This is a genomic window from Micromonospora sp. NPDC049359 (assembly GCF_044466585.1).
In the GTDB taxonomy this organism is placed as follows: Bacteria; Actinomycetota; Actinomycetes; order Mycobacteriales; family Micromonosporaceae; genus Micromonospora.
On the sequence record NZ_JBITMW010000002.1, the window covers coordinates 55,467 to 76,732 of the forward strand.

The 21,266-nt window shown below is 72.5% G+C and carries 21 protein-coding genes; 2 read left to right on the forward strand and 19 right to left on the reverse strand.

The window, feature by feature from the left end; translation table 11 throughout:
• Nucleotides 1–209 precede the first annotated feature (209 nt).
• Nucleotides 210–698, forward strand: coding sequence for a transcriptional regulator (locus ACIBTX_RS06495; RefSeq protein ID WP_007458348.1), 489 nt, complete (start codon nt 210–212; stop codon nt 696–698).
• Nucleotides 699–784: 86 nt separating this feature from the next.
• Here the strand turns inward: ACIBTX_RS06495 and nusB are convergent, their stop codons facing one another.
• From nusB to ACIBTX_RS06520, 5 genes are all read right to left on the reverse strand, one after another.
• Entirely contained in the window at nt 785–1,195 is a 411-nt protein-coding gene (gene nusB / locus ACIBTX_RS06500; protein ID WP_355243328.1) for a transcription antitermination factor NusB, read from the reverse strand.
• Between the two features lie 23 nt (nt 1,196–1,218).
• Complete coding sequence (gene efp, locus ACIBTX_RS06505; protein ID WP_355053076.1) at nt 1,219–1,776, reverse strand: elongation factor P; 558 nt, start codon at nt 1,774–1,776, stop codon at nt 1,219–1,221.
• 86 nt (nt 1,777–1,862) lie between these two features.
• Complete coding sequence (gene aroQ, locus ACIBTX_RS06510; RefSeq protein WP_357175731.1) at nt 1,863–2,288, reverse strand: type II 3-dehydroquinate dehydratase; 426 nt, start codon at nt 2,286–2,288, stop codon at nt 1,863–1,865.
• Between the two features lie 58 nt (nt 2,289–2,346).
• Complete coding sequence (gene aroB / locus ACIBTX_RS06515; RefSeq protein ID WP_357175734.1) at nt 2,347–3,426, reverse strand: 3-dehydroquinate synthase; 1,080 nt, start codon at nt 3,424–3,426, stop codon at nt 2,347–2,349.
• A gap of 10 nt (nt 3,427–3,436) precedes the next feature.
• Nucleotides 3,437–4,435, reverse strand: coding sequence for a YafY family protein (locus ACIBTX_RS06520; RefSeq protein ID WP_357175737.1), 999 nt, complete (start codon nt 4,433–4,435; stop codon nt 3,437–3,439).
• Between the two features lie 79 nt (nt 4,436–4,514).
• Between ACIBTX_RS06520 and ACIBTX_RS06525 the strand changes: the two genes are divergently transcribed.
• Entirely contained in the window at nt 4,515–5,243 is a 729-nt protein-coding gene (locus ACIBTX_RS06525; RefSeq protein WP_396832155.1) for an alpha/beta fold hydrolase, read from the forward strand.
• 130 nt (nt 5,244–5,373) lie between these two features.
• Here ACIBTX_RS06525 and ACIBTX_RS06530 read toward each other — a convergent pair whose 3' ends face one another.
• From ACIBTX_RS06530 to ACIBTX_RS06595, 14 genes are all read right to left on the reverse strand, one after another.
• Nucleotides 5,374–5,877: a shikimate kinase gene (locus tag ACIBTX_RS06530; protein WP_357133456.1), complete on the reverse strand. Its 504-nt coding sequence runs from the start codon at nt 5,875–5,877 to the stop codon at nt 5,374–5,376.
• The gene (aroC, locus tag ACIBTX_RS06535) at nt 5,877–7,055 is read right to left on the reverse strand and encodes a chorismate synthase (RefSeq protein WP_357133458.1); all 1,179 of its coding nucleotides are present in this window, start codon (nt 7,053–7,055) and stop codon (nt 5,877–5,879) included. The genes ACIBTX_RS06530 and aroC overlap by 1 nt, the downstream gene beginning before the upstream one ends.
• A gap of 124 nt (nt 7,056–7,179) precedes the next feature.
• Nucleotides 7,180–8,100: a glycosyltransferase family 2 protein gene (locus ACIBTX_RS06540; RefSeq protein WP_357133460.1), complete on the reverse strand. Its 921-nt coding sequence runs from the start codon at nt 8,098–8,100 to the stop codon at nt 7,180–7,182.
• Nucleotides 8,097–8,663: a glycosyltransferase gene (locus tag ACIBTX_RS06545; protein WP_357133521.1), complete on the reverse strand. Its 567-nt coding sequence runs from the start codon at nt 8,661–8,663 to the stop codon at nt 8,097–8,099. The genes ACIBTX_RS06540 and ACIBTX_RS06545 overlap by 4 nt, the downstream gene beginning before the upstream one ends.
• Before the next feature lie 92 nt (nt 8,664–8,755).
• Nucleotides 8,756–9,232, reverse strand: a complete 477-nt coding sequence (locus ACIBTX_RS06550) for a UDP-N-acetylglucosamine--LPS N-acetylglucosamine transferase (protein WP_357133463.1) — start codon at nt 9,230–9,232, stop codon at nt 8,756–8,758.
• Nucleotides 9,233–9,447: 215 nt separating this feature from the next.
• On the reverse strand, nt 9,448–10,710 hold the full coding sequence (locus ACIBTX_RS06555) for a hypothetical protein (protein WP_396832156.1): 1,263 nt from the start codon (nt 10,708–10,710) through the stop codon (nt 9,448–9,450).
• Nucleotides 10,707–11,609, reverse strand: coding sequence for a sulfotransferase domain-containing protein (locus ACIBTX_RS06560; protein ID WP_357133523.1), 903 nt, complete (start codon nt 11,607–11,609; stop codon nt 10,707–10,709). The genes ACIBTX_RS06555 and ACIBTX_RS06560 overlap by 4 nt, the downstream gene beginning before the upstream one ends.
• Before the next feature lie 8 nt (nt 11,610–11,617).
• Nucleotides 11,618–13,225, reverse strand: a complete 1,608-nt coding sequence (locus tag ACIBTX_RS06565) for a lipopolysaccharide biosynthesis protein (protein WP_357133467.1) — start codon at nt 13,223–13,225, stop codon at nt 11,618–11,620.
• Nucleotides 13,222–14,466, reverse strand: coding sequence for an O-antigen ligase family protein (locus ACIBTX_RS06570; protein ID WP_357133525.1), 1,245 nt, complete (start codon nt 14,464–14,466; stop codon nt 13,222–13,224). The genes ACIBTX_RS06565 and ACIBTX_RS06570 overlap by 4 nt, the downstream gene beginning before the upstream one ends.
• Before the next feature lie 120 nt (nt 14,467–14,586).
• On the reverse strand, nt 14,587–16,185 hold the full coding sequence (locus ACIBTX_RS06575) for a lipopolysaccharide biosynthesis protein (protein WP_396832157.1): 1,599 nt from the start codon (nt 16,183–16,185) through the stop codon (nt 14,587–14,589).
• Nucleotides 16,178–16,729 (reverse strand): acyltransferase, encoded by a 552-nt coding sequence (locus ACIBTX_RS06580; protein ID WP_355053064.1) that lies wholly within the window; start codon nt 16,727–16,729, stop codon nt 16,178–16,180. The genes ACIBTX_RS06575 and ACIBTX_RS06580 overlap by 8 nt, the downstream gene beginning before the upstream one ends.
• Nucleotides 16,730–16,824: 95 nt before the next feature.
• Complete coding sequence (locus ACIBTX_RS06585) at nt 16,825–18,762, reverse strand: hypothetical protein (protein WP_396832271.1); 1,938 nt, start codon at nt 18,760–18,762, stop codon at nt 16,825–16,827.
• 225 nt (nt 18,763–18,987) lie between these two features.
• A complete protein-coding gene (locus tag ACIBTX_RS06590; RefSeq protein WP_357133474.1) occupies nt 18,988–20,688 on the reverse strand; it encodes a glycosyl hydrolase in 1,701 nt (566 codons plus the stop codon).
• A gap of 229 nt (nt 20,689–20,917) precedes the next feature.
• Nucleotides 20,918–21,259 (reverse strand): hypothetical protein, encoded by a 342-nt coding sequence (locus ACIBTX_RS06595; protein ID WP_357133476.1) that lies wholly within the window; start codon nt 21,257–21,259, stop codon nt 20,918–20,920.
• Nucleotides 21,260–21,266 lie beyond the last annotated feature (7 nt).

Sequence of the window (21,266 nt, forward strand, 5' to 3'; positions counted from 1 at the left end):
GGCCGGGGCTTCACGCCACGTTACCAGTGGTCACCGCGCCGACCGACAGCGGCCGCTGACCACCGGATCAGATCCACGAAACACCGATGACCCCCTCGGCACTCCCCAACGGTAAGGTCACGACCACTTGACCAGGTGTCCCATTCCCCGTACCGTCACGCTCCGTAGCGATCGACGGGAGAACCCCGAGCAGCACTGGGAGTGTCCGAATGCCCTCTGAATACGCCAAATCTCTGGGCGCCCGCCTGCGCTCCATCCGCCAGCAGCAGGGCCTCTCCCTGCAGGGTGTGGAGGAGAAGTCGAACGGGCGGTGGAAGGCCGTGGTGGTCGGCTCGTACGAGCGTGGCGACCGGGCCGTGACGGTGTCCCGTCTGGCCGAGCTGGCCGAGTTCTACCGGGTCCCCGTTTCGGAGCTGCTGCCCGACGGCAGCGGTGTCCGGCACGAGCCCACCAGCAAGATCGTCCTGGACCTGGAGCGGCTCTACGACGAGGCCTCCGAGGACCTGGCCTACGTCGCCCGCTACGCCCGCGCGATCCAGCAGCAGCGCGGTGACTACAACGGCCGGGTGCTCTCCATCCGCGCCGACGACCTCCGGGCGCTCGCCATCGTCTACGACGCCTCACCGTCGGGTCTGATCGAGCGGCTCACCGAGCACGGCGTGCTGGTGGCCGACCCCCGGGCGTTCTTCGCCTCCTGAGCTGTCGCTTCACCTGATCTGCCGTTCGACGAGAAGGGCCCGTGCCGGTGGCACGGGCCCTTCTCGTTCGCGGTGCTCGCGTCGGCTCAGCGGGTGGCGTACTCGGCGATGCGGCCGAGCACACCGTTGAGGAAGCGCGGCGAATCATCGGTCGACATCTGCCGGGCCAGCTCGACCGCCTCGCTGATCGCCACCGCGTCGTCGATCTCGTCGACGTAGAGCAGCTCGTAGACGGCGATCCGGGCCAGGTTGCGGTCGACCACCGGCATCCGGTCGAGAGTCCAGCCCTCGGCGTAGCTGGCGATCAGCTCGTCGATCCGGTCGAGGTGCTCGGCGACTCCCTCGACCAACCCCACGGCGTAGCCAAGGTGCTCCGGCCGGGGCTGTTCGATGCGCTGAAGGTAACCGGCCAGGACCTCAACGGGCGGGCGATCCCGCAGATCGGCCTCGTACAGGACGTCCAGCGCCCGCTTGCGCGCCTTGCGGCGCGCCGGCATCTGCTGCTTGGGACCCTCAGCCATCAGGCGCGGCCGAGGTAACGGCCGTCGCGGGTGTCGACCTTGATCTTCTCACCGGTGGTGATGAACAGCGGAACCGGCACGGTGGCGCCGGTCTCGACGGTCGCCGGCTTGGTGCCACCGGTCGAGCGGTCCCCCTGCAGACCCGGCTCGGTGTAGGTGACCTCGAGCACGACGCTGGTGGGCAGCTCGATGTAGAGCGGCACATCCTCGTGGGTGGCGACGGTCGCCTCCGCCTCGGGCAGCAGGTAGTTGGCTGCCTCCCCGACGGTGCCGCCGGGCACGGTGATCTGGTCGAAGGTCTCCAGATCCATGAAGACGAAGTCCTCGCCGTCGGCGTACAGGTACTGCATCGTGCGCTTGTCCACGGTCGCGGTCTCGACCTTGGTGCCCGCGTTGAAGGTCTTGTCGACCACCTTCCCGGACAGCACGTTCTTCAGCGTGGTGCGCACGAACGCACCACCCTTACCGGGCTTGACGTGCTGGAACTCGACGACGGACCAGAGCTCGCCGTCAAGGTTGAGTACCAGGCCGTTTTTGAGGTCGTTGGTGGAGGCCATTTCCTGCCTTGATCATCAATTGGCGGACAGACCCCAGAAGTCTACTAGCTGCGTCGAATCGGGCCGCCCCCGCTCGGGGCGACCGTTCAGCGGGTGGCCAGATGGTGCAGCGCGAGACGATAACCGTCAATGCCGAGACCGCAGATCACCCCGGTCGCCACCGCGGAGATCACCGAATGGTGCCGGAACTCCTCGCGGGTGTGGATGTTCGAGATGTGCACCTCCACCAGCGGCCCACGCAGCATGGCGCAGGCGTCGCGCACCGCGTACGAGTAGTGCGACCAGGCGGCCGGGTTGAGCACCACGGCGGCACCCTCATCGGCGGCGTCGTGCAGCCAGCCGAGCAGCTCGTGCTCCGCGTCGGTCTGCCGGACCGTGACGTCGAGTCCCAGCTCCCGACCGGTGGCCTCGCAGAGCGCCACCAGGTCGGCGTAGCTGGTCGAGCCGTACACGGCGGGCTCCCGGGTGCCCAGCCGACCCAGGTTCGGCCCGTTCAGCACGTACACCCTCATGCGGCGCTTTCTTCCGTTCGCGACTGCGGGGCTCGCAAAACCGGCTCACTCCGCACGCTCACGGGGTGGCCAGCTCGCGGTAGGCGGCTTCGAGCAGGGCGTCGTCCGGGCCCTCCAGCATCGCCGGGCGGGCCAGCCCGTCCAGCACCACGAACCGCAGCCGGGCGCCCCGGGCCTTCTTGTCCACCCGCATCGTGGCCAGCAGCCGCGGCCAGGCCTCGGCCGGATAGCTCACCGGCAGGCCGAGCGCGGTCAGGCTGCTCCGGTGCCGGTCGGCGGTCGGGGCGTCCAGTCGGCCGGCGAGCCGGGCCAGCGTGGCCGCGTAGACCAGGCCGACCGCGACCGCGTGACCGTGCCGCCAGCGGTAGCCCTCGTTCTGCTCGATCGCGTGCGCCAGGGTGTGGCCGTAGTTGAGCACCTCCCGCAGACCCAACTCACGCAGGTCGCCGGCGACGACGTCGGCCTTGACCCGGATGGCCCGCTCGATCAGCTCCCGGTTGACCGGCCCGCGCGGATCGGTGGCCGCCGCGGGGTCACGCTCGACGAGATCCAGGATCACCGGGTCGGCGATGAACCCGCACTTGACCACCTCGGCCAACCCGGCCGCGAGGTCGACGGCGGGCAGGCTGTCGAGGGTGGCCAGGTCGGCGAGCACACCCACCGGCGGGTGGAACGCGCCCACCAGGTTCTTGCCGGCGGCGGTGTTGATCCCCGTCTTGCCGCCCACGGCCGCGTCCACCATGCCCAGCAGGGAGGTCGCGACCGGCACCCAGCGCACCCCGCGCAGCCAGCAGGCCGCGACGAAGCCGGCCAGGTCGGTCACCGCGCCGCCGCCAACCCCGACCACCGCGTCGGTACGGGTGAAACCGGCCGCGCCGAGCCGGTCCCAGCAGGCGGCCGCCACGTCGATCTGCTTGCCCGACTCGGCGTCGGGCACCTCGATCGGCAGCGGGTCGACGCCCGCCGCGCGCAGCCGTTCACCGAGCGCGTCGGCCAGGGCCTTGAGTGGGGGCGTGTGCAGCACCGCCGCCCGGGTCGCGCCGGGCAGCAGCCCCGGCAGCGCGCCCAGCAGGTCGCGTCCGACCAGCACGTCGTACGGTCGTTCGCCGCCGACCGGAATCCGGGTCACCTCGTCCATCGCCGGCAGCCTAGTCCAGCGGACGGCGTGGCGAGGGCGTCTGTCCACCTGCTGGCCGGGCGGCCCAGTCGGCCAGCAGACGGGCGTGCTCGGCCACGGCGGCGCGCAACGCGTCCGGGTGGCGCACGGTGAACGGGCAGCCCAGGCCGGCGAGCAGCGCGGCCATGCCGGGCAGGCTCTCCGCACGGGCCCGCAGCAGCACACCGTCGCCGCTGGCGGTCAGCTCGGCCACACTGCCCGGTATCCGCCGCCGGGCGGCGACCAGATCGGTCTCCAGCAGCACCTCGACCTCGTGCCGATAGGGCACACCGGCCAGCGACCGGGTCAGCCACGCCACCGCGTCGAAGCCGTCCGGCACCGTGAACGTCTCCGCGCCGGGCGTGACGGCGCCGATCCGGTCCAGTCGAAACGTGCGCACCTCCCCGCGCCGGTGGTCGTGACCGGTGACGTACCAGCGGCCGGCGTGGAAGACCAGCCCGTACGGGTCGAGGTCACGATGCGACCGCTCACCGCGCCACGAGCGGTAGTCCAGGCTCACCCGCTGCCGCCGCCGGGCGGCCGTGGCCAGCGCCAGCAGGGTGCCCGACGCCGGTCGCGCCTGGGGCTCGGGCCGCCGCAGTGTGAAGCCGAGGTGCTCCCGCAGTGCGGTCAGCCGGTCGGCGAGCGCCGCCGGCAGCACCCGGCCGATCTTCGCCGCCGCGGTCGCCGTGGCCGGCAGTTCGGTGGCCAGCCCGACCCGCTCGGCGACGACCAGGCCGAGCAGCACGGCCACCGCCTCGTCGTCGGTGAGCATCAGCGGCGGCAGCTTGTACCCGGGATGCAGCCGGTAGCCGCCGTGGCGGCCCCGGTCGGCGAGCACCGGGATGCCCAGCTCGACCAGGGTGGCCGCATAGCGGCGCACGGTCCGTTCGTCCACACCGAGCCGGCTCGCGAGGTCGCCGGCCGTCGCCTTGTGCCGGGCCTGGAGCAGCTCAAGCAGGGCCAGCACCCGGCCGGCGGGATGAGACACGGGCCACTCCTCCAAACCGGGCGGATCCTGTCCGAATTCAATCGTACGGTCGGTCGGTAGCCGAGAGAAGGAGTGACGGATGGCGACGTTCGTACTGGTGCCGGGGTTCTGGTTGGGTGCCTGGGCGTGGCGCGAGGTGACCGGCCTGCTGCGTGCGCGGGGGCACGACGTGCACCCGATGACGTTGACCGGGGTGGCCGAGCGCCACCACCTCGCCGGGCCGCAGGTGAGCCTGGAGACGCACACCACCGACATCGTCCGGTTGATCGAGGTCGAGGATCTGCACGACGTGCTGCTGGTCGGGCACTCGGGCGGCGGCATGCCGGTCGCCCAGGCGGCGGACCGGATCCCGGACCGGATCGCCCGGGTGGTCTACGTGGAGAGTGGACCGCTGCCGGACGGCACCGCACAGTTCGACACCGTGCCGCCGCAGGAACAGCAGCGGCTGCGCGCGGCGATCGGCGACGGCCACCTGCTGCCACCGCCGGCCTGGGACCCGGCGGCAGACCCGACAAACCTGGCCGGCCTGGACGAGTCGATGCTGTCCCTCCTGCGTGAGCGCGCCACCGCACAGCCCCTGCGGTCCGCGACCGATCCGGTACGCCGCACGGGTGGCCGCCCGGTGCCGACCGCGCTGGTCGCGAGCACCTTCCCGCTGGCCGTGGTGCGCCAGATGATCGACGAGGAGCACCCGTTCTTCACCGGTCTGGCCGACGGCCAGCTGCACGAGCTGCCCACCGGGCACTGGCCGATGCTCAGCGAGCCGAAGGCGCTGGCCGACGTGCTCGACCTGGTCGCCCGAGCCTGACCACGCGCCGATCTTGCGGTTGCGGTTGTCGAGATACCGGAAATGCCCCGGTACGTCGGCGCAGCAACTGCAAGATCGCGCGGCGGGGCGGGGCGGGGCGGGGCGGGGGCGGGGCGGGGGCGGGGCGGGGTCAGCGTGGCAGCAGGGCGGCGACCTCGGCGACGACGGCCGCCGGGGTACGGCCGTCGGTGACCACCGTGTCGGTCGCCACCTCGGCGTAGAGCGGCTTGCGCTGGTCCATGAGGTGCTTGAGGGTGGCTCGCGGGTTGATCGCCAGCAGCGGCCGGCCCGCGCCGAGCCCCACCCGCTTCACCGCGTCGGGCAGCTCCACCGACAGGTGGACGACCCGATGCCCCACCAGGGCGGCCCGGGTCTCCTCGGCCAGGACGGCGCCGCCACCCAGGGCGAGCACACCCGTGCCGGACGCCAGCGCCGCCGCCACGGCCGCCCTTTCCAGGGCCCGGAAGTGCTCCTCGCCCTCGTCGATGAAGATCTCCGGGATGTTCTTGCCGGCCATCTGTTCGATGTCGGCGTCGGTGTCCCGGAACTCCACGCCGAGGGAGGCGGCGAGCGCCTGCCCCACGGTGGTCTTGCCGCAGCCGGGCACCCCGACCAGGACGACGACCGGCGCCATCAGCGGATGACCAGCGCGTCGAGGTAGCCGGTCACGTTGCGGCGGATCTCGGCGACCGAGTCGCCACCGAACTTCTCGGTGGCCGCCTCGGCCAGCACCAGGGCCACCATCGCCTCGGCGACGACCGCGGCGGCGGGCACGGCGCAGACGTCGGAGCGCTGGTTGATGGCGGTCGCCGGCTCGCCGGTGACGACATCCACGGTGGCCAGCGCCCGGTTGAGCGACGAGATCGGCTTCATGGCGGCGCGCACCCGCAGCGGCTCGCCGGTGGTGATGCCACCCTCCAGCCCGCCGGCCCGGTCGGTGACGCGGCGGACGCCGGTGGCCGACGGAATGATCTCGTCGTGCGCCTCGGAGCCACGGGAGCGTGCCTGCTGCCACCCGTCGCCGATCTCGACGCCCTTGATCGCCTGGATGGACATCAGCGCGGTGGCCAGTCGGGCGTCGAGCTTGCGGTCCCACTGCACGTGACTGCCCAGGCCCGGCGGCACCCCGTACGCCAGCACCTCCACCACGCCGCCGAGCGTGTCGGCGGCCTTCTTCGCGGCGTCGACCTCGGCGACCATCAGGGCGCTAGCGTCCGGGTCGAGGCAGCGCAGCGGGTCGGCGTCGATACGGTCGGCGTCCTGCGGGGTCGGACGCAGCCCGGGCTTCGCGGCCACCGGACCCAACTCGACCACGTGCGAGACGATCTCGATGCCGAGCGCCTGCCGGATCAACGCCTTGGCGACCGTGCCGACGGCCACCCGGGCGGCGGTCTCCCGGGCGCTGGCGCGCTCCAGGATCGGCCGCGCGTCGGTGTGGCCGTACTTCTGCATGCCGGCCAGGTCGGCGTGGCCGGGCCGGGGGCGGGTCAGTGGCGCGTTGCGGGCCTGCCGGGCCAGCTCGTCGGGATCGACGGGATCGGCGGCCATCACCGTCTGCCACTTGGGCCACTCGGAGTTGCCGACCCGGATCGCCACCGGGCTGCCCAGCGTGAGGCCGTGCCGCAGTCCGCCGATCACCTCGACCTCGTCCTGCTCGAACGACATCCGGGCGCCACGGCCATAGCCCAGCCGGCGGCGGGCCAGCTCGCCCGCGATCTCGGCGGTGCTCACCTCGATGCCGGCCGGCACCCCCTCCAGCAGCGCGACGAGGGCGGGGCCGTGCGATTCACCTGCAGTCAACCAGCGCAACACAGCGGTCAGTCTGTCACGACGCGCGACGGGGACGTCGCGCTGCCCGTCGCGTCCCGCCCTGCGGACGGCCGGGACCGTCCGCAGGGTGGCTACGACCGTCCGCAGGGCGGCTTCGCACGACGGATCAGATGCCCCGACCGCGCTTGTGCAGCGTGCGCAGCACCGAGTCGGCCCGGACCATCCGGCCGGCGACCGCCAGCGCCAGGTAGGCGCGGGGCTCGCGAGGATTGCGGCGCAGCGTGTGCCGGGCCCAGCGCAGGGCCCCGCGCCGGTCGCCGGAGGCGGCCCGTGCGAAGGCGATCTGCCCGGTGACCCGGGCCTCGCCGGCCGGTTGCCCGGCGAACTCCGGGTAACGCCGCAGCAGCCACTGCAACGCCTCGGAGATGGTGTCCCAGCGCTGCGCGAAGTACGACCGCTTGTGCCACCGCACCAGCACCGACGGCGTCCGCAGGTTGATCAGTGGAGCGCTGCGGGCGGCGCGCAGCAGGAACTCGTAATCCTCCGCGTAGCTGCCCGGGATCTCCTCGTCGACCAGACCGAAGCCGTCGCGCAGCGCCGTCGCCCGGATCAGGAAGGTGGACGGGTGCAGCTCCGTCAGCCGGTCCCGCAGGAGGTCGTCCAGGGTGATCCGGTCCTTGTCGAGCACCCGGTCGACGGTGTGCCCGTCGTAGCTGACCCGGATGCCACAGCAGACGAACTCGGCGCTCGGGTCGGCGGTCAACGCCTGCACCTGGGCGGCCAGTTTGCCGGGCAGCCACTCGTCGTCGTCGTCGCAGAACGCGACCAGCTCGCCCTCGGCGGCGAGGGTGCCGCTGTTGCGCGCGCCGGCCAGTCCGGGCGCGCGCCCGTTCGCGATCACCCGGACCGTCCGGCCCGGACCGGCCAGGCCGGTCAGCGACTCGTCCGGGGTGGACTGGTCGAACACGACCACGGCCTCGATCGTGCCCGGATATTCCTGGGCGATGATCGCGGCCAGGGCGGCGCGCAGCAGTTCGGGGCGGTCCCGGGTGGGTACCACGACGCTGACGCTCGGCTGGTCGGTCATCGGGTCTCCTTCGTCGGCTGGCCGGTGCGCGGCCAGGTCCGCCAGCGGGGTCGGCGCCGGCTCGACCGGGCCACCAGGTCGTCCACGATCTGCCCGACCCGTGCCACCGCCGCGAGACGGGCCTCGTGCGCGGCCGGGTCGGCCTGCACCGCGTACCGGGACGGGTCGGCCTGGCCGGCGGTGAGCGCGTCGTGCAGCTCCTCGCGGGTCTCGCAGAGCGCCACCAGCCCCGCTGCGCCGAGGCGGCGCGCGAAGAGCTGCTGGTGGTCGTCGACGTGCTCGCCGCGCGACGGGTCCCGGGGCACCACGATGGGCAGGTGACCGTGCCGGCGAGCCTCCAGGATCGTCGCCGGGCCGCCGTGACACACCACCAGGTCGGCGTCGGCCATCGCCTGTTGCAGAGCGTCGTGGCCGAGGAACGGCACCGCGCCGGGGAGGGTCGGCGCGGCCGTGTGCCCGTGCTGCACGGTCAGCCCGACCGGACCGGCCTGCGCGTGCCACTGCGCCAGCCAGTCGACGAGCCGGTCGAAGGGGTGCTTGTCGGTGCCGACCGCGACGAGCAGCCGGGGCTGCTCGACGGGTGTGGTGTCGCGCTGACGCGGCAGCCGGGACGGCTCGGTGACGGCGTCGCGGCGCGCGGTGTCCGCCTCCCCGCTCACAGCAGCGTCCCCACGACGGTTGCCTCCGGGTACTGCCGCCGCTGCTCGTCCCACTGCACGAGCATCGCGGACAGGAACGGGCGGCAGAGCCGAGCGGTCAGCGTCGGGGTGTCGATCCGGTCGTACACCTCGATGTAGACGGTCGGGATGCGACGCAGGCGGGCCAGCACCACGAACGGCACGGCCACCCCCGCGCCGGTGGTGACCACCGCGGCGACCCGCCGACGCCGCAGCACCCGCCAGGCCAGCCGCGCGTTACGCAGCAGGTTGGGTACGTTGCGGGTGGTCGGGTGGTACGCGGGCACCAGGTCCTCACCGGTCAGCAGCGACACCGCCTCCGGGGTGTCGAAGGTGACCCAGCAGCGCCGCCACCGTTCGTACCAGGGCCGCAGAGCGAGAAGTTGGGCCAGGTGACCGCCGCTGGATCCGACCAGCAGCAGCACCGGCGACTCGTCGTCGATGTTCGTGTCCACGCGACTCCCCACAAGTTCGCTTGGAATTCCGATTCACGCAAGGCAGAAGCAGATCACAGGTTTTCTGGTCGTTGAATAGCGCGACCGGACGAGGCGACGATCTCCCTTCGGCGTGCTCAGGCCCACTGTCGACCTCACACCCCATCGACCACCGTCACGACCTGCCGTTATGCGGTCACTCTCTGACGCGTCCCCGGCGTCGGGAATTCTCCTGTTCACTCGCTATGTCGTTTCTCAATGACGTCCAACAGTGCGGGATGCAGCGCCCGGTTCCACCCGGCGCCGGCGTCGGCGAGTCGCCACGTACGCAGCCACATCTCCAGCAGGTACGCGTCGGCCACCAGAGCGCACCGCGTCGCGTCGAGGCCGAGCCGCCCGCCGTGTCGCCCCAGGTACGCGTCCACGGCCGCGGCGGCCACCTGGGCCGGCTCGCCGCGCAGCACCAGCGACCGCTGGAACGCGTCGTGCGCCAGGTCGAAGCCGACCGGCACGTCCGGACCACTGTGCTCCCAGTCCCAGGCGACCAGGCGGCCGTCGTGCGTGCCCAGGTTCCACGGCACCCAGTCGCCGTGCCAGTGACCGAATTCGACGGTCGTGTCGCCGTGCCGGCGGGTCAGCGCGGCGACCGCCGCCACCGCCCGCGCCCCGGCGGACCCGGCCCCGGCGGCCCCCTCCGCCTGGGCGGCCAGTCGAGCCAGGAACGTCGACGAGACCAACGGGCGCGGCACACCGGGCTCGCCGCCCCGCCGGGCGACCGCGAGCAACGCCGCGATCCGCGGCGGGTCGTCGGCCGGCACTCCACGTACGTCCGGCGGCAGCGGCTCGATCACCGCGACGGCCTGACCGGCCCACGCCGTCTCGGCGAGCAGCCCGGGCGGCGCCGGATGGTCGGGCACACCGGCCACGCCGCTCAGCGCCCGCAGCGCGGCGGCCTCGGCGGTGACCAGGGCACGGGTGGCGTCGTTCCAGCCGATCTTCGCGTAGCCGCGGGGACGACCGTCGACGGTGAACAGTTGCAGCGTGGGCTTCGCGTTCGGGTCCGGCGGACGAACGCCGCACGCGGCCAGCAGGGGCGCACCGCCCAACGCGGCCGCGAGCCGCTCGCTCAGCACCAGGTCGGCCACGGGCGCCCCCACCGGCACCGACACGGTCAGCGTCGGAAACAGCGCCAGGCCCGCCCCGCCCAGTCGGGCCAGCCCACCGAGCGCCGCCCGGAACGCGCGCACCTTCGGCGGCCGCAAGGCGTTGTACGCCAGCAGCGACGCCGCGCCGGCCCGGGGCGCGCCCAGCGGCACCAAGAACCGCGCCCGCGCCACCGACGGCACCACGGCGTACCGGGCGACCGCCCGCAGCCCGGCCGGCACCGCGCCGCCCACCGTCAGGTGGACCCGGTCGTCCGGGAACACCGCACGGCTCACCCAGCCCAGCCCGTCCGTCCGCGAACGGGGGTCCGTGGCCGGGGTGACCCCGGTCGTCACGCCGCCCGGTCCGCCCAGTCGAGGTCCAACCCGAGCCGCTCGCGCAGCGCGTCGTTGTACGGGCGGTAGTAGTCGGTCAGCTCGGCGCGGACCGCCGGCTCCAGCGGGGCCGAGCGCCGGTCGTTGTAGACCTTGAAGTTCGGCAGGTCGTACGCGGGCAGCCCGAGGAAGTCGAGGGTGCGTCGGTAGGTGGCCCGGGAGTCGCGGTACAGGTCCTCGCTGGGCAGGAAGAGGATCTGGGCCGGGTCGAAGCGGTCCAGCCACGGCTCCAGGTGCTCCAGGTAACGCCCGCGCGCCCGGTACGTGTACCAGTCGTACGCCTCGCTGAACGCCTCCGGCTCGGCGATGAGCCGCTCCCGCTCCCCCGCCGTACGCTCCGGCTCGGCAGCCAGCGCCTCCGCGAAGTCCAGCGGCTCGATGCCGTGCGTACGACGCTCCTTCCAGTGCGAGTACGCCCGCTCGACCGGATCACGCAGCAGCACGATCAGCTTCACGGTCGGCATGAGCGCGGCGACCCGCTGCGCGGCGAGCGGGTGGAACATGTACAGCGGCGCGGCCTCGCCGACGCGGACCGGCCCGCCGTGCCGCTTCGCGAGGGCCTCGCGATGCCGTTCGGTCGGAAAGTGCGAGCGGTACCACGCCTCGCCGCGACCCCAGTGCTCCTCGAAGTAGTGCGCCGACTTGGTGTTCCACGCGGGGAAGAGCCGGGGCACCAGCGGATGCTGGATGAGGTAGTTCCACAGCGAGGTGGTGCCACCCCGTTTGGTGCCGATGATCAAGAAGTCCGGCAGGGGTCGCCGGTCACTGGTGCGCACCCCGTAGTCGACCAGGGAATCCTTCACCCGGGTGGTCACCTGGGTCGGCACCAACTGCTTGACCCGGTCACGGATGGACGCCACGACGGCCCTCACCTACCTCTCGTCGATGCCGGGGCCGGCCCGGCGGCCGTGGCCGCCTCGTCGGACCCACGGATCTGCCTCATGGTCACCCGGATGCCGGCGCGCACCCGGGGCAACGTCAACAAGCCGACGCAGCCGGCCACCAGCACGGCGAGCGCCACCGCCAGGCCGGGCAGGCCACGCCCCGCGGCGAGCACGCCGACCGCCGCCGCGACGCCCACCCCACCGACGGTGGCCGCCGCGGCGTACAGCGTCGCCCTGCTGACAAGCGGTTCGCCGACCACCGACCGGGCGAAGCCGGCCGCGGTGAGGTTCTCGGTGGCGATGCCGGCGGCCCACGCCAGCGCCGCGCCCGTCGCGCCGTGACCGGGGATCAGCCAGAGTCCGAGCGAGACGGTCACGGTGAGCCCGGCCAGCGTGGAGACCAGGTGCAGGCCGCTGCGTCCGCCCATCAGCAGCAGGCTCTGCACGTTGCCGACGCCGGTGTTCACCAACATCGCCAGCGCCAACACCGTCATCGCCGGCACGCCGGCGGTGAACTCCCGGCCGAACAACTGCAGGAACGCGAGCGCGAACACCGCCAGCAGCAGGTACACCGGCCAGGACAGCACCAGCCCCCAGATGGTCAACTGCCGGTGCACGGCCGCCGCGGCGGCCCGCTCGCCGCGCCCGAGCAGCCGGGACAGCTGCGGCGACACCGCGACCCGCAGTCCCTGCATGGCGAGCTGACCGGCCAGCACGTAGCGGCCCACCGCGCCGAACACGCCCGCGTCGGCCGGTCCGGCCAGCACCGACGTCAGCAGCACCCCCACCCACATGCTGCCCGCGTCGATGGCCGCCGAGGCGGCCCGGGGCAGGGCGAAGCGCCAGAACGTCGACCAGTCGGACCTGGTCGGCCGTAGCGCCGCGCCCCGTCCCAACCCGAGCGGCCCGGCCACCAGCACCAGGCAGGCCAGCAACGCCAGCGCCGCCGGCACCAGCCAGCCGGTCATGCCGGCGAGCAGCCCGCCGCTCGCCAGCGCGGCGGCGCCGACCAGCGCGGGGCGGGCCACCGGCAGCAGGAGGAACTGGACGCCGACGTACGCGCGGATGGGCCGGACGCAGCGCAACGCGGCCAGCAGCAGGGTCATCGCCACCACCACCGGCACGGCGGCGAAGGTCAGCGTCAGCAACCCGTGCGCCGCGTCGCCCGAGCCGCGCAGCAGGCGGGGGGCGAGCGCGTCGGCGCTCAGCGCTCCCGCGACGGCGACGACCAACCCGGCCAGCAGCGGTGGGATCAGCGCCACCGGCAGCACCCGGGCCGCGTCACCCCGGACGCCGAGCCGCCGCCGGGGCACCGCCCACATGAGGCCGGTCTCCGCGCCGAGCGTGCAGACCGCGGTGGCCACGGTGACCACGCCGATCGCGGCGAAGAACGCACCCGCGCCGGCTGTTCCGTACCCCCGGGTGATCACCACGGCCAGCACGAACCCGAACAGGCCGCTCACGGCCGCGCCGAGCAACCCGGCCACCCCGCTGCGGGCGCTGCGGCGCGTCTCGACCGCGCCGGTGTCCGCGGCGGCGCGCTGCGGGCCGTCCCGGCCGGCGTCGGCCGGCGGTCGGGTGGCGGCGGTCATGCCGGCACCGCCGTGGTGGAGACGAGCGGCGGATGCCATCGGTGCGGGCGGGGCGCGCGTTCGCGTTCGGTGAGCGCCATGGCGAAGCCGACCGCGAAGAACGCGACAGTCAGGTTCTGGTTGGCCATGCCGTAGAACGGGATCTGCACGAGGCAGACCACCGGCACGACGGCCAACCACTGACCGGCCGCCGACGTCGCCCGCGCGCAGACCACCGCGGCGGCCACGAACCAGCCCAGGAAACAGAGCAGCGCCGGTACGCCGTGACTGAACAGCACCATCCACAGTTGCCCCTGCGTGCCGATCGGCGCGTCGGCGGAGACGGTGTCCACGTTCACCGGAGCGCCGTAGCCCAGCCACGGCGAGTCCTGCACGCGGCGGATCACCTCCGTGTAGAGCGACAACCGGTCGGTGTTGGTGTCGCTGGAGTCGACCCGGTTGTTGATCAACTCGGTGATGGGGATGAAGAGCGTGGCCACAGCTCCGGTCACGACCACGCCGACGATGGACGCGGCGACGCGGATGTTGCCCCGCAGGCTGGCCCGCACTCCGAGCACGGCGAGCCCCGCGCCGAGGCTCAGGAACATCGCCCGGTTCAGGGTGAGGAACGCGGGGGCCAGCGACAGCGGCAACGACGCCAGCAGCGCCCACCGCAGCAGCCCGCGACGGCGCAACATGGTGTACGCCACCACGCAGGGCAACGTCATCGCGTACGCGCTGCCGTAGTTGTTGGTGTACGCGAACGGCGCGGCGGGCCGGTAGATCGGGTTGAGCGAGCGGGGGCTGTATTCGGCGGTGGTCAGGTGCACCATGTCCTGGATGAACGGCGTACGGGCGACGCCGGCGGGCAGCAGCACCTCCATCGGGGTGGCCAGCGCGAACCGCGGCACGAGCACCCCGAGCCAGCCCAGCACCACCAGCGCGAACCAGAACGCGCAGAGCGGGGTGAGCACCGCCACCAGGTCGGCACGTTCCCGGGCGGCGGCGTAGACGTAGACGCCGACCACCAGCGCGGTCAGGTAGAAGGCGAGGCGCAGGGCGAACGTCAGCAGCGACGCCGGTGAGGACAGTTGGGTGGCGCTGACGACCACGATCGCCAGGAACAACAGCCAGATGCCGGCCACCGGGGGCAGCGGCACCCGGCCCCGGGTGAGCAGCACCGCCAGCAGCAGCCCGCCCAGCAGCGACCAGCCCAGGTAGAACGCGCCGAGCGCCCACCAGAGCGGCACGAGGCCGAACATCGACGCCAGGGGCCAGAGCGGCAGCCGCGCGGGTGGCGGTGTCGGCAGCGTCACTGCGGCGGCGGCCGGCGTGTCACCGGGTGGCGGCTCGGTCGCCGGGGCGCGGGTGACCGACACCGATCAGGCCCGGCCGTTGCGGGTGAGGACGAAGCCCAGCGGGGTGACCCCGGCGGCGCGCAGCCGCTCCACGAGCCGCCGCAGGTCGCTCTGGCGGCTACGGTCCCGCTCGATGACCACCACCGCGCTGCCCTGTCGGGCGACCGCGACGCCGCGCTCGTCGGACTCGGCCGGTGGCGCGTTGAACAGCACCAGCCCGTGGTCGGCGCCCTGCCGCCAGGTGCCGAAGCGGACGCTGCCCACCCCCACGGTCACCTCGTCCGCCGACGCCGGACGGCCGTTGTCGGTCCGGGCGGACGCCACCCGGGGCAGGGTGAGCGTCGCGTCCGGGTCGGTGGACGGGCGGCTGCCGGGCGGGTGCGGGGAGGGCCGCCGAGTCGCCGGCGTATCGGCGGGAGCACCGCTGGCCGTCGGCGTGCCGGCCGGACGCGGCTTGGGCACCAGCGGGCGGGACGGGTCGAGGGGCAGCCGCCCCCGGTCGGTGAGGACGGCGGCACGCAGGCGCTCGACGCGGCCGCTGTCGTCGGCGACGAAGACCTCCCGACCGTCGGCGGCAAGCGCCACGGCCAGCCCGGCGGTGAGCGCCGTGACGTCCTCGCGGGAGGTGACCAGCGCGACCCGGGCCGGCTGGCGTACCCGCTCGGCGACCGCCATCGCCACGTAGCGGATGTCCGCGTCGACCGCCCGGGGACTACCCCGAAACGGCGGCCGACGTACCGTGCCGAGCAGCGGCAGGCCGGTGGCGTCCCGGCCGTCGGTGACCGAGCGGACCCGCCGGTCCGCCGACTCCCACGCGTACGCCAGCACGACGCCGATCAGCGCGCCGCCGAGCAGGCCGGCGACCAGGTAGAGCGGCCGGTGCCCGGCGGAGGTCACCAGCGCCCGCTCGGCGGTCTGGGTGACCCAGCCGGGGTTGACGTCGACCGCGGCGATCTCGGTGCGGGCCGTGTTGAGCTGGGTGAGCTGGTTGTTGAGGCCGGACAGCTCGGCCAGCGCCGCGTCACCGGCGGCGGTGCCTTTGGCGCTGCTCGCGCGCTTCTGCACCGCCGTCTGCTGCGCGACGACCTTGGCGATGCTCGCGTCGTAGGAGCGCAGCATCTCGGCGCGCTGCTGCTCGTACATGGCCCGCCGCACGTCGAGGTAGGACCGCGCGGCGAGGTTGGCGCCCTGCACGGCCCGCTGCGCGTCGTGCGTCTGGTAGGTGAAGCGCAGGATCTGCCCGCCGGTCGGCACCTCGACCTCCAGGGCGTTGCGGACGTCGCGCGGCTCGCCACCGACGGCGTCGGCGAGCCGCTGAACCACCTCGGTGCCGGTGGCGAGGCCACTCTCCACGTTCATGTTGACGGCGCGGTCGGCGCCCGCGCCGCTGGGCGTGAAGGCGTCGGTGACCACCGGTCGGACCGCCACGACCGCTCGGGCGGTCACCGCCGCCGGGACCAGCAGCACGTAGCCGAGGGCGGCGAGCAGGCCGACCAGGGCGACCGCGACCACCAGCCGCAGCCGGTGCATCGGCACCCGCACCAGGTCGGAGAGCGTCACCACGCGGGCGCCGCCGGAGCTCGACGAGTCGGGTGGCCAGGGGGCGGGCGTGGCATCAGTCATGGAACTTCTTCACCGTCTGTTGAGGATTGCCCACGACGACGACGCCCGGTGGCACGTCGGTGCGCACCACCGAGGCCGCGCCCACGACGCTGTCCCGGCCGACCCGGACCCCCTTGAGCACCAGGGCGTGCGCGCCGACCCAGACGTTGTCCTCCAGCACGATCGGCGCGCGGGTGGCCGGGCCGGGCGGCGCGTGCCGTTGGTCGGGCGGCAGGTTGTGGAAGTCGTTGTCGAGCAGCTCGCAGTCGGACAACAGGCACCTGTCGCCGACCGTCACCGACGTCCAGGTGCCGATCCAGGTGGCGTTGAGCAGACAGTCGGCGCCCACCCGTACCTCGCCGGGGCCGGCGAAGCGGACCAGCTTGTTGATGCGGGTGCGGTCGCCGATGGTGACCCGTACGCCCCGACGCAGCCGGATCCGGCCGCGGATCTGCACGTCCCGGCCGAGGGTCAGCCGCCGATAGCGCAACCCGTACCAGGCACGTTTGAGCGCGAAGACCAGGTGGACCGCGCGTTTCGCGCGGAATCCAGCGCCGCCGACCAACGACCCCTCCCCCACATCGCGGGGCCGGCGGCGGTGGTACCGCCGCCGACCCGACGTGAACAATCTACCGATCCTCCGTTACGAACGGTCGACCATCACTGCACGGAGAAGAACATTGAGGGGACAGACCACGACAACTCCGGCGTCGCTGCGGCGATGAGCGTCGTCGCCGTGCCGTTGACCACCGCGGTCGGCGCGGCCGTCGGGTCGAACGGGACGCTGCGCAACCCGCCGTCTGTGGCACCGTAGACGATCCGACCGTCCACCCAGGCCATGCCACGCACGCCCGACCAGGTGACACCACTCGTCGGCAGCGCAAACTCGGTCGCGCCGAGGTAGCTGCCGTCGATCTCGAAGTAGCGGTAGTAGAGGCTGTTGGCGCCGGTACGGGTGTAGTAGAGCCGGCCGTCGAGGTAGAAGGCGCCGGTGAGGTTCGCCGGGTTGAACCAGTCGTTGTAGCCGGACGCCTCCCACGACGAACCGATCGCGCCGCCGTTGAACAGCGAGACGTCGATCCGGCTGCCGGTGGGCGTACCCGCCACCGTGTGCGACCAGTAGATCCGGTCGTCCACCCGCCAGGTGGCGCCGGACGCGGTGTAGGCCGGCTGACTGACGGTGGTGGGGGTACCCAGCGTCACGCCGTCGAACGGCACCTTCGACACCTCACCCGCGCCGGTGCCCAGGTAGAGGTTGCCACTGCTGCCACTCGGCGGGTTCTTCGCCGTGAAGGTGCGACCGCCGGCGAGCGGGAACATGCCGAGCCGCCCGTGGTACTCCTCGCCCATGCCGTCCGAGTTGTGGCCGAAGTAGAGACCGTCCGAGCCGCGCCAGAGCACCGGCACCGCCGAACCCCAGGCGGTGGTGCCGGACGGCATCGAGGCGCTGCCGCTGCGCCGCGGGTTCCAGTTCACCGGCAGACCCGTGGCCGGGGTGACCGCGCCGATACCGAGCCGGTCGATCGCGCCGGGGCCGGCGTTGTCGCTGGCGTTCGGGTTGTTCAACCAGCGGAAGTGCCCGCCCAGGTAGATGACGTTGTCGGCCACCTCGACCGAGGTGATGGTGTCGTTGCCGGTGAAGTCGACCCAGGTGCCCAGCTGGCCGGTGCCCCGGGCTGCGGTCTCGAACCGGACCAGCGCGTCGCAGTACGCGCTCGGCCAGCCGGTGCCGCCGTTGCTGCCGACCACGAACCAGGTGCCGTCCTCGCCGAACTTGATGTCCTGCACGTAGTGCACGAAGGTCGTCGGGGCGGCGCACGGCGCGACGTACTTCTCGCTGCTCCAGTCCAGCACCGCCGGAGTGCCGGACACGTCGACGAGCGCGATCTGGTTACGCGGCAGATCGTTGAGGAGCGTGAAGTTGCCGCCGACGGCCAGGGTGTTGCCGTCCGGAGTGACGTCGATGGTCCAGACGTACGAGGTGGTGCCGTGCCGTCCGACGGTGGCGTCGACGGAGAAGGTCGGGTCGATCGCCCCGGTGGTCGCGTTCAGCCGGCCGAGACCGGCGTGTGCGGTGCCGTTGAGCCAGTTGAACGCGCCGGCCACGTAGAGCCAGTTGCCCGACAGCGCCAGATCCCGGACGGTGCCGCCGTCGGAGCGGCCCACCCAACTGTCGATGATCTCGCCGGTGCTCGGGTTCAACGCGACCAGGTTCTTGCGGGAGACCCCGTTGACGTTCTTGAAGGCGCCGCCGACGATCAGCGTGCCGCCGGGCCCCGCCAGCAGCGTGTTGACCGCGCCGTCGAGCACCGGCAGGAAGCTGGTGGACATCGCGCCCGTGGTGCGGTCGTACGCGAAGAGGTAACGCTGGGTGATCCACGCGGACGTGGCGGTCTGCCGAAGCTGGGTGAAGCTGCCGCCGACGAACACGGTGTTGCCGACCTGCGCGAAGGCGCGGGTCTCACCGTCGCGGGCGTGCGGGGTGAGGTCGGTGGGATTCGCGGACACCAGGGTCGCGGTCCCGGGGACCGGCACCACCGCCGCCGAGGAGGCCGTGGGGGCGCTGAGCACCGCGGCGAGGACCGCCAGCGCGACCACCCCCGCCCGGGTACGACGTCGTCCTGACAAACGCCATGAGTGCGAGAGTGTGGGCACGCTACGCCTCCAAGATGGATGAGAACCCGAGGTAGCGTGCCTCGCCCAGCCTGGTAGGCGCATCCGCCGATTGGGCGGTGCGTGAATCTGCTAGCCGACAGAACGCCGGAAGATCAGCTGGTGAATCTCCGATGAACGGCGGCTGTGTTCACAGTGTGGTCACACGTTTCAGCGGCTCCCTCCGGTGGGCTGCCGCAGGTACGCGTCCTTGCCGGCCTGGCTGAACCCGGCCACGGCGGAGGCGTCGTGGTTCATCGTCATGTCACAGGTCGCCGTGCGGGTCGTCATGCCCGGCGAATTGAAGTAGATGGCGGCCTTGATCTTCGGGTGCGCCTTCAGGGCCGCCGGGAACTCCTGGAACCAGCGCTGCTTCGCGCCCGGGTCCTTGGCGTCGAAGTTCGTGCCGAACTCGGCGAGCATCCGGGGCTTGCCCGCGCCGATGCCGTTCTCGTCGAGCCAGTCGTAGAAGCCGCCGATCGTCGTGCTCGGGCTCTTCCACACGGTGCTGCCGTTGCAGACGTGGAAGTTGTACGGGTCGTAGGCGACCCAGTCGACGTACCGGTCGCCGGGGTAGAGACCGGCGTACCGCGAGTAGTGCCCGGACCAGCCCATCATCGTCCACACCCAGACGGCGTTGTCCGCGCCCGCCTTGGCGAACCGCTCGTACACGTACTTCCAGGCGCGGACGAAGTCGGCGTCGCTACCCTTGCCCGGCTCGTCCTCCGGCTCGTGGTCGAAGCCCATGAACACCGGCACCTTGGCGGCCCGGATGCGACCGGCGACCGCGTCGATGGTGGCGTCCTGTCGGCCGCTGTAGATGTCGGACCACTTCAGCGTCGTACCGGCGGAGAAGTCGCGCGACTCCCAGGCGAAGAACATCAGCCGGCCCTGGCGCATCTGGTCCTGCTCGTAGTCGTCCGGGAACGCGCCGTTGCTGCCGGCGTTGGAGAAGTCGTGGTAGCGGTGCACGATGTCGAACTTGCGCCCGACCTGGGCCTCCACGTCGGTGATCGCCTTGCCGTGGTCCCAGCCGCTGCCGGCGTTGGCGGGTGAGTACATCCCCCACCAGGCGCCGCAGGAGGGCACCAGCGTGTCGGACACCTGGCCGCACTTGCCGGACGGGAGGGTGGGGCTCTGGGTCGGGGTCGGCGTACGGGTCGGCGCGACCGTCGGCGTGGGCCGGGGCGCGGCGGTGGTCGGCGCGACCGTGGGCGTCGGCGCGGGTCGGGTGGTCGGCGCCGACGTCGGCCCGCTACCCAGGTCGTAGCTGATCACCAGGCTGGGCCGCAGGTCGGCGTTGCGGTTCTCGACCGACGCCCAGTAGACGCGGGTCTCCAGGCCGGTCTGGGCCAGCGACACCGTCCAGGTGCCGTTTCCGGTGACCAGCTTGGAGACGTCCCACTCGTTGACGCCCTTGGCCACACCGGTCACCGAGTCCAACACGGTTCCCGCCTTCGCCGGGGCCGGTCGCGCCTCGCGGGCGCTCACCGACGAGGCGTGCGCGGTCACCGTGGCGGCGAACTGCTGCCAGGTGTTCATGCGCAGGGTCGCCCGGACGTTGACGGCGGCGGCGGGAAGCGTGGTCACCGCGAACTCGACGACCGCCTCCCGGCCACCGCGCGGGTTTCCGTCGCAGCGCGCCGGGCAGGTCGCCAGGGTCCCCTTGGTGGAGTTGTCACCGTCCTGCGAGACGATCGTCGCGGTGGTGTCCGCCACCGCGCGGATCGACAGGTCGTCGCTGGCCAACAGGGGCATCATGGTCGCCACGATGCCGGCCACCACCGAGCCGCCGACGACGCCGATGGCGATCGCCTTGCGCCGGGGGCCGTTGCGGAACCGGGTGATGCGGTGTAGTCCGTGCCTGGTCAAGGAGAACTCCCTGTGTCTGGTGCGATAACCGTGAGCAGCGTATCGATGACCAGGGCACACCGTCGGTAGGACAGTTTTCCGTAAGCGCGTCTTAACCGTGAGCTAAGAAAGACACCGGGGCGGTCCGCTGGGCAGGTGGGTGGGACTCCGATCTCGAGCCCCACCCACCCCGCTCCTGGGCGTCACCAAATCGTGTCAGCCGGGCAACGGCGGCTGGAGGTCCCGATCGTCAACTACGGCGTTGCCGTAGCCCCGCGATCAGGAAGGTCACGCACGGGACGAGGAGCAACGCCAGTGCGTAGAGCGGCACCGAGAGGTCGGAGGTGAGGTACAAGACCGCTCCCACCAGCCACACGGCCGTAACCAAGCCGCCCAGCAGCAGATACTGCCCGCCACTTCCCTGCGGCCGCAACACACCGGAGCGGACTCTCCGCCACACCTGGACGACCACGACCACAGCCAACAGGGCCATGACCGCCACGATGGGCCAACCGAGCGAGCCGTACCCGAGCGCGGCAATCAGCACCAGGACGCTGAGGGCACCTATGGCGAGGAGCACCAGGACCGACATCAAGACC

Bases quoted from the DNA above. Each gene is read 5' to 3' on its own strand.
- ACIBTX_RS06575 (WP_396832157.1), bottom strand. From the start codon at position 16,185: ATGACTGATGCCACGCCCGCCCCCTGGCCACCCGACTCGTCGAGCTCC.
- ACIBTX_RS06530 (WP_357133456.1), bottom strand. From the start codon at position 5,877: ATGGCGCCGGTCGTCGTCCTGGTCGGGGTGCCCGGCTGCGGCAAGACC.
- ACIBTX_RS06495 (WP_007458348.1), top strand. From the start codon at position 210: ATGCCCTCTGAATACGCCAAATCTCTGGGCGCCCGCCTGCGCTCCATC.
- ACIBTX_RS06565 (WP_357133467.1), bottom strand. From the start codon at position 13,225: ATGACCGCCGCCACCCGACCGCCGGCCGACGCCGGCCGGGACGGCCCG.
- ACIBTX_RS06525 (WP_396832155.1), top strand. From the start codon at position 4,515: ATGGCGACGTTCGTACTGGTGCCGGGGTTCTGGTTGGGTGCCTGGGCG.
- nusB (WP_355243328.1), bottom strand. From the start codon at position 1,195: ATGCCGGCGCGCCGCAAGGCGCGCAAGCGGGCGCTGGACGTCCTGTAC.
- efp (WP_355053076.1), bottom strand. From the start codon at position 1,776: ATGGCCTCCACCAACGACCTCAAAAACGGCCTGGTACTCAACCTTGAC.
- aroB (WP_357175734.1), bottom strand. From the start codon at position 3,426: ATGGACGAGGTGACCCGGATTCCGGTCGGCGGCGAACGACCGTACGAC.
- ACIBTX_RS06540 (WP_357133460.1), bottom strand. From the start codon at position 8,100: ATGACCGACCAGCCGAGCGTCAGCGTCGTGGTACCCACCCGGGACCGC.
- ACIBTX_RS06570 (WP_357133525.1), bottom strand. From the start codon at position 14,466: ATGTTCGGCCTCGTGCCGCTCTGGTGGGCGCTCGGCGCGTTCTACCTG.
- ACIBTX_RS06595 (WP_357133476.1), bottom strand. From the start codon at position 21,259: ATGTCGGTCCTGGTGCTCCTCGCCATAGGTGCCCTCAGCGTCCTGGTG.
- aroQ (WP_357175731.1), bottom strand. From the start codon at position 2,288: ATGAGGGTGTACGTGCTGAACGGGCCGAACCTGGGTCGGCTGGGCACC.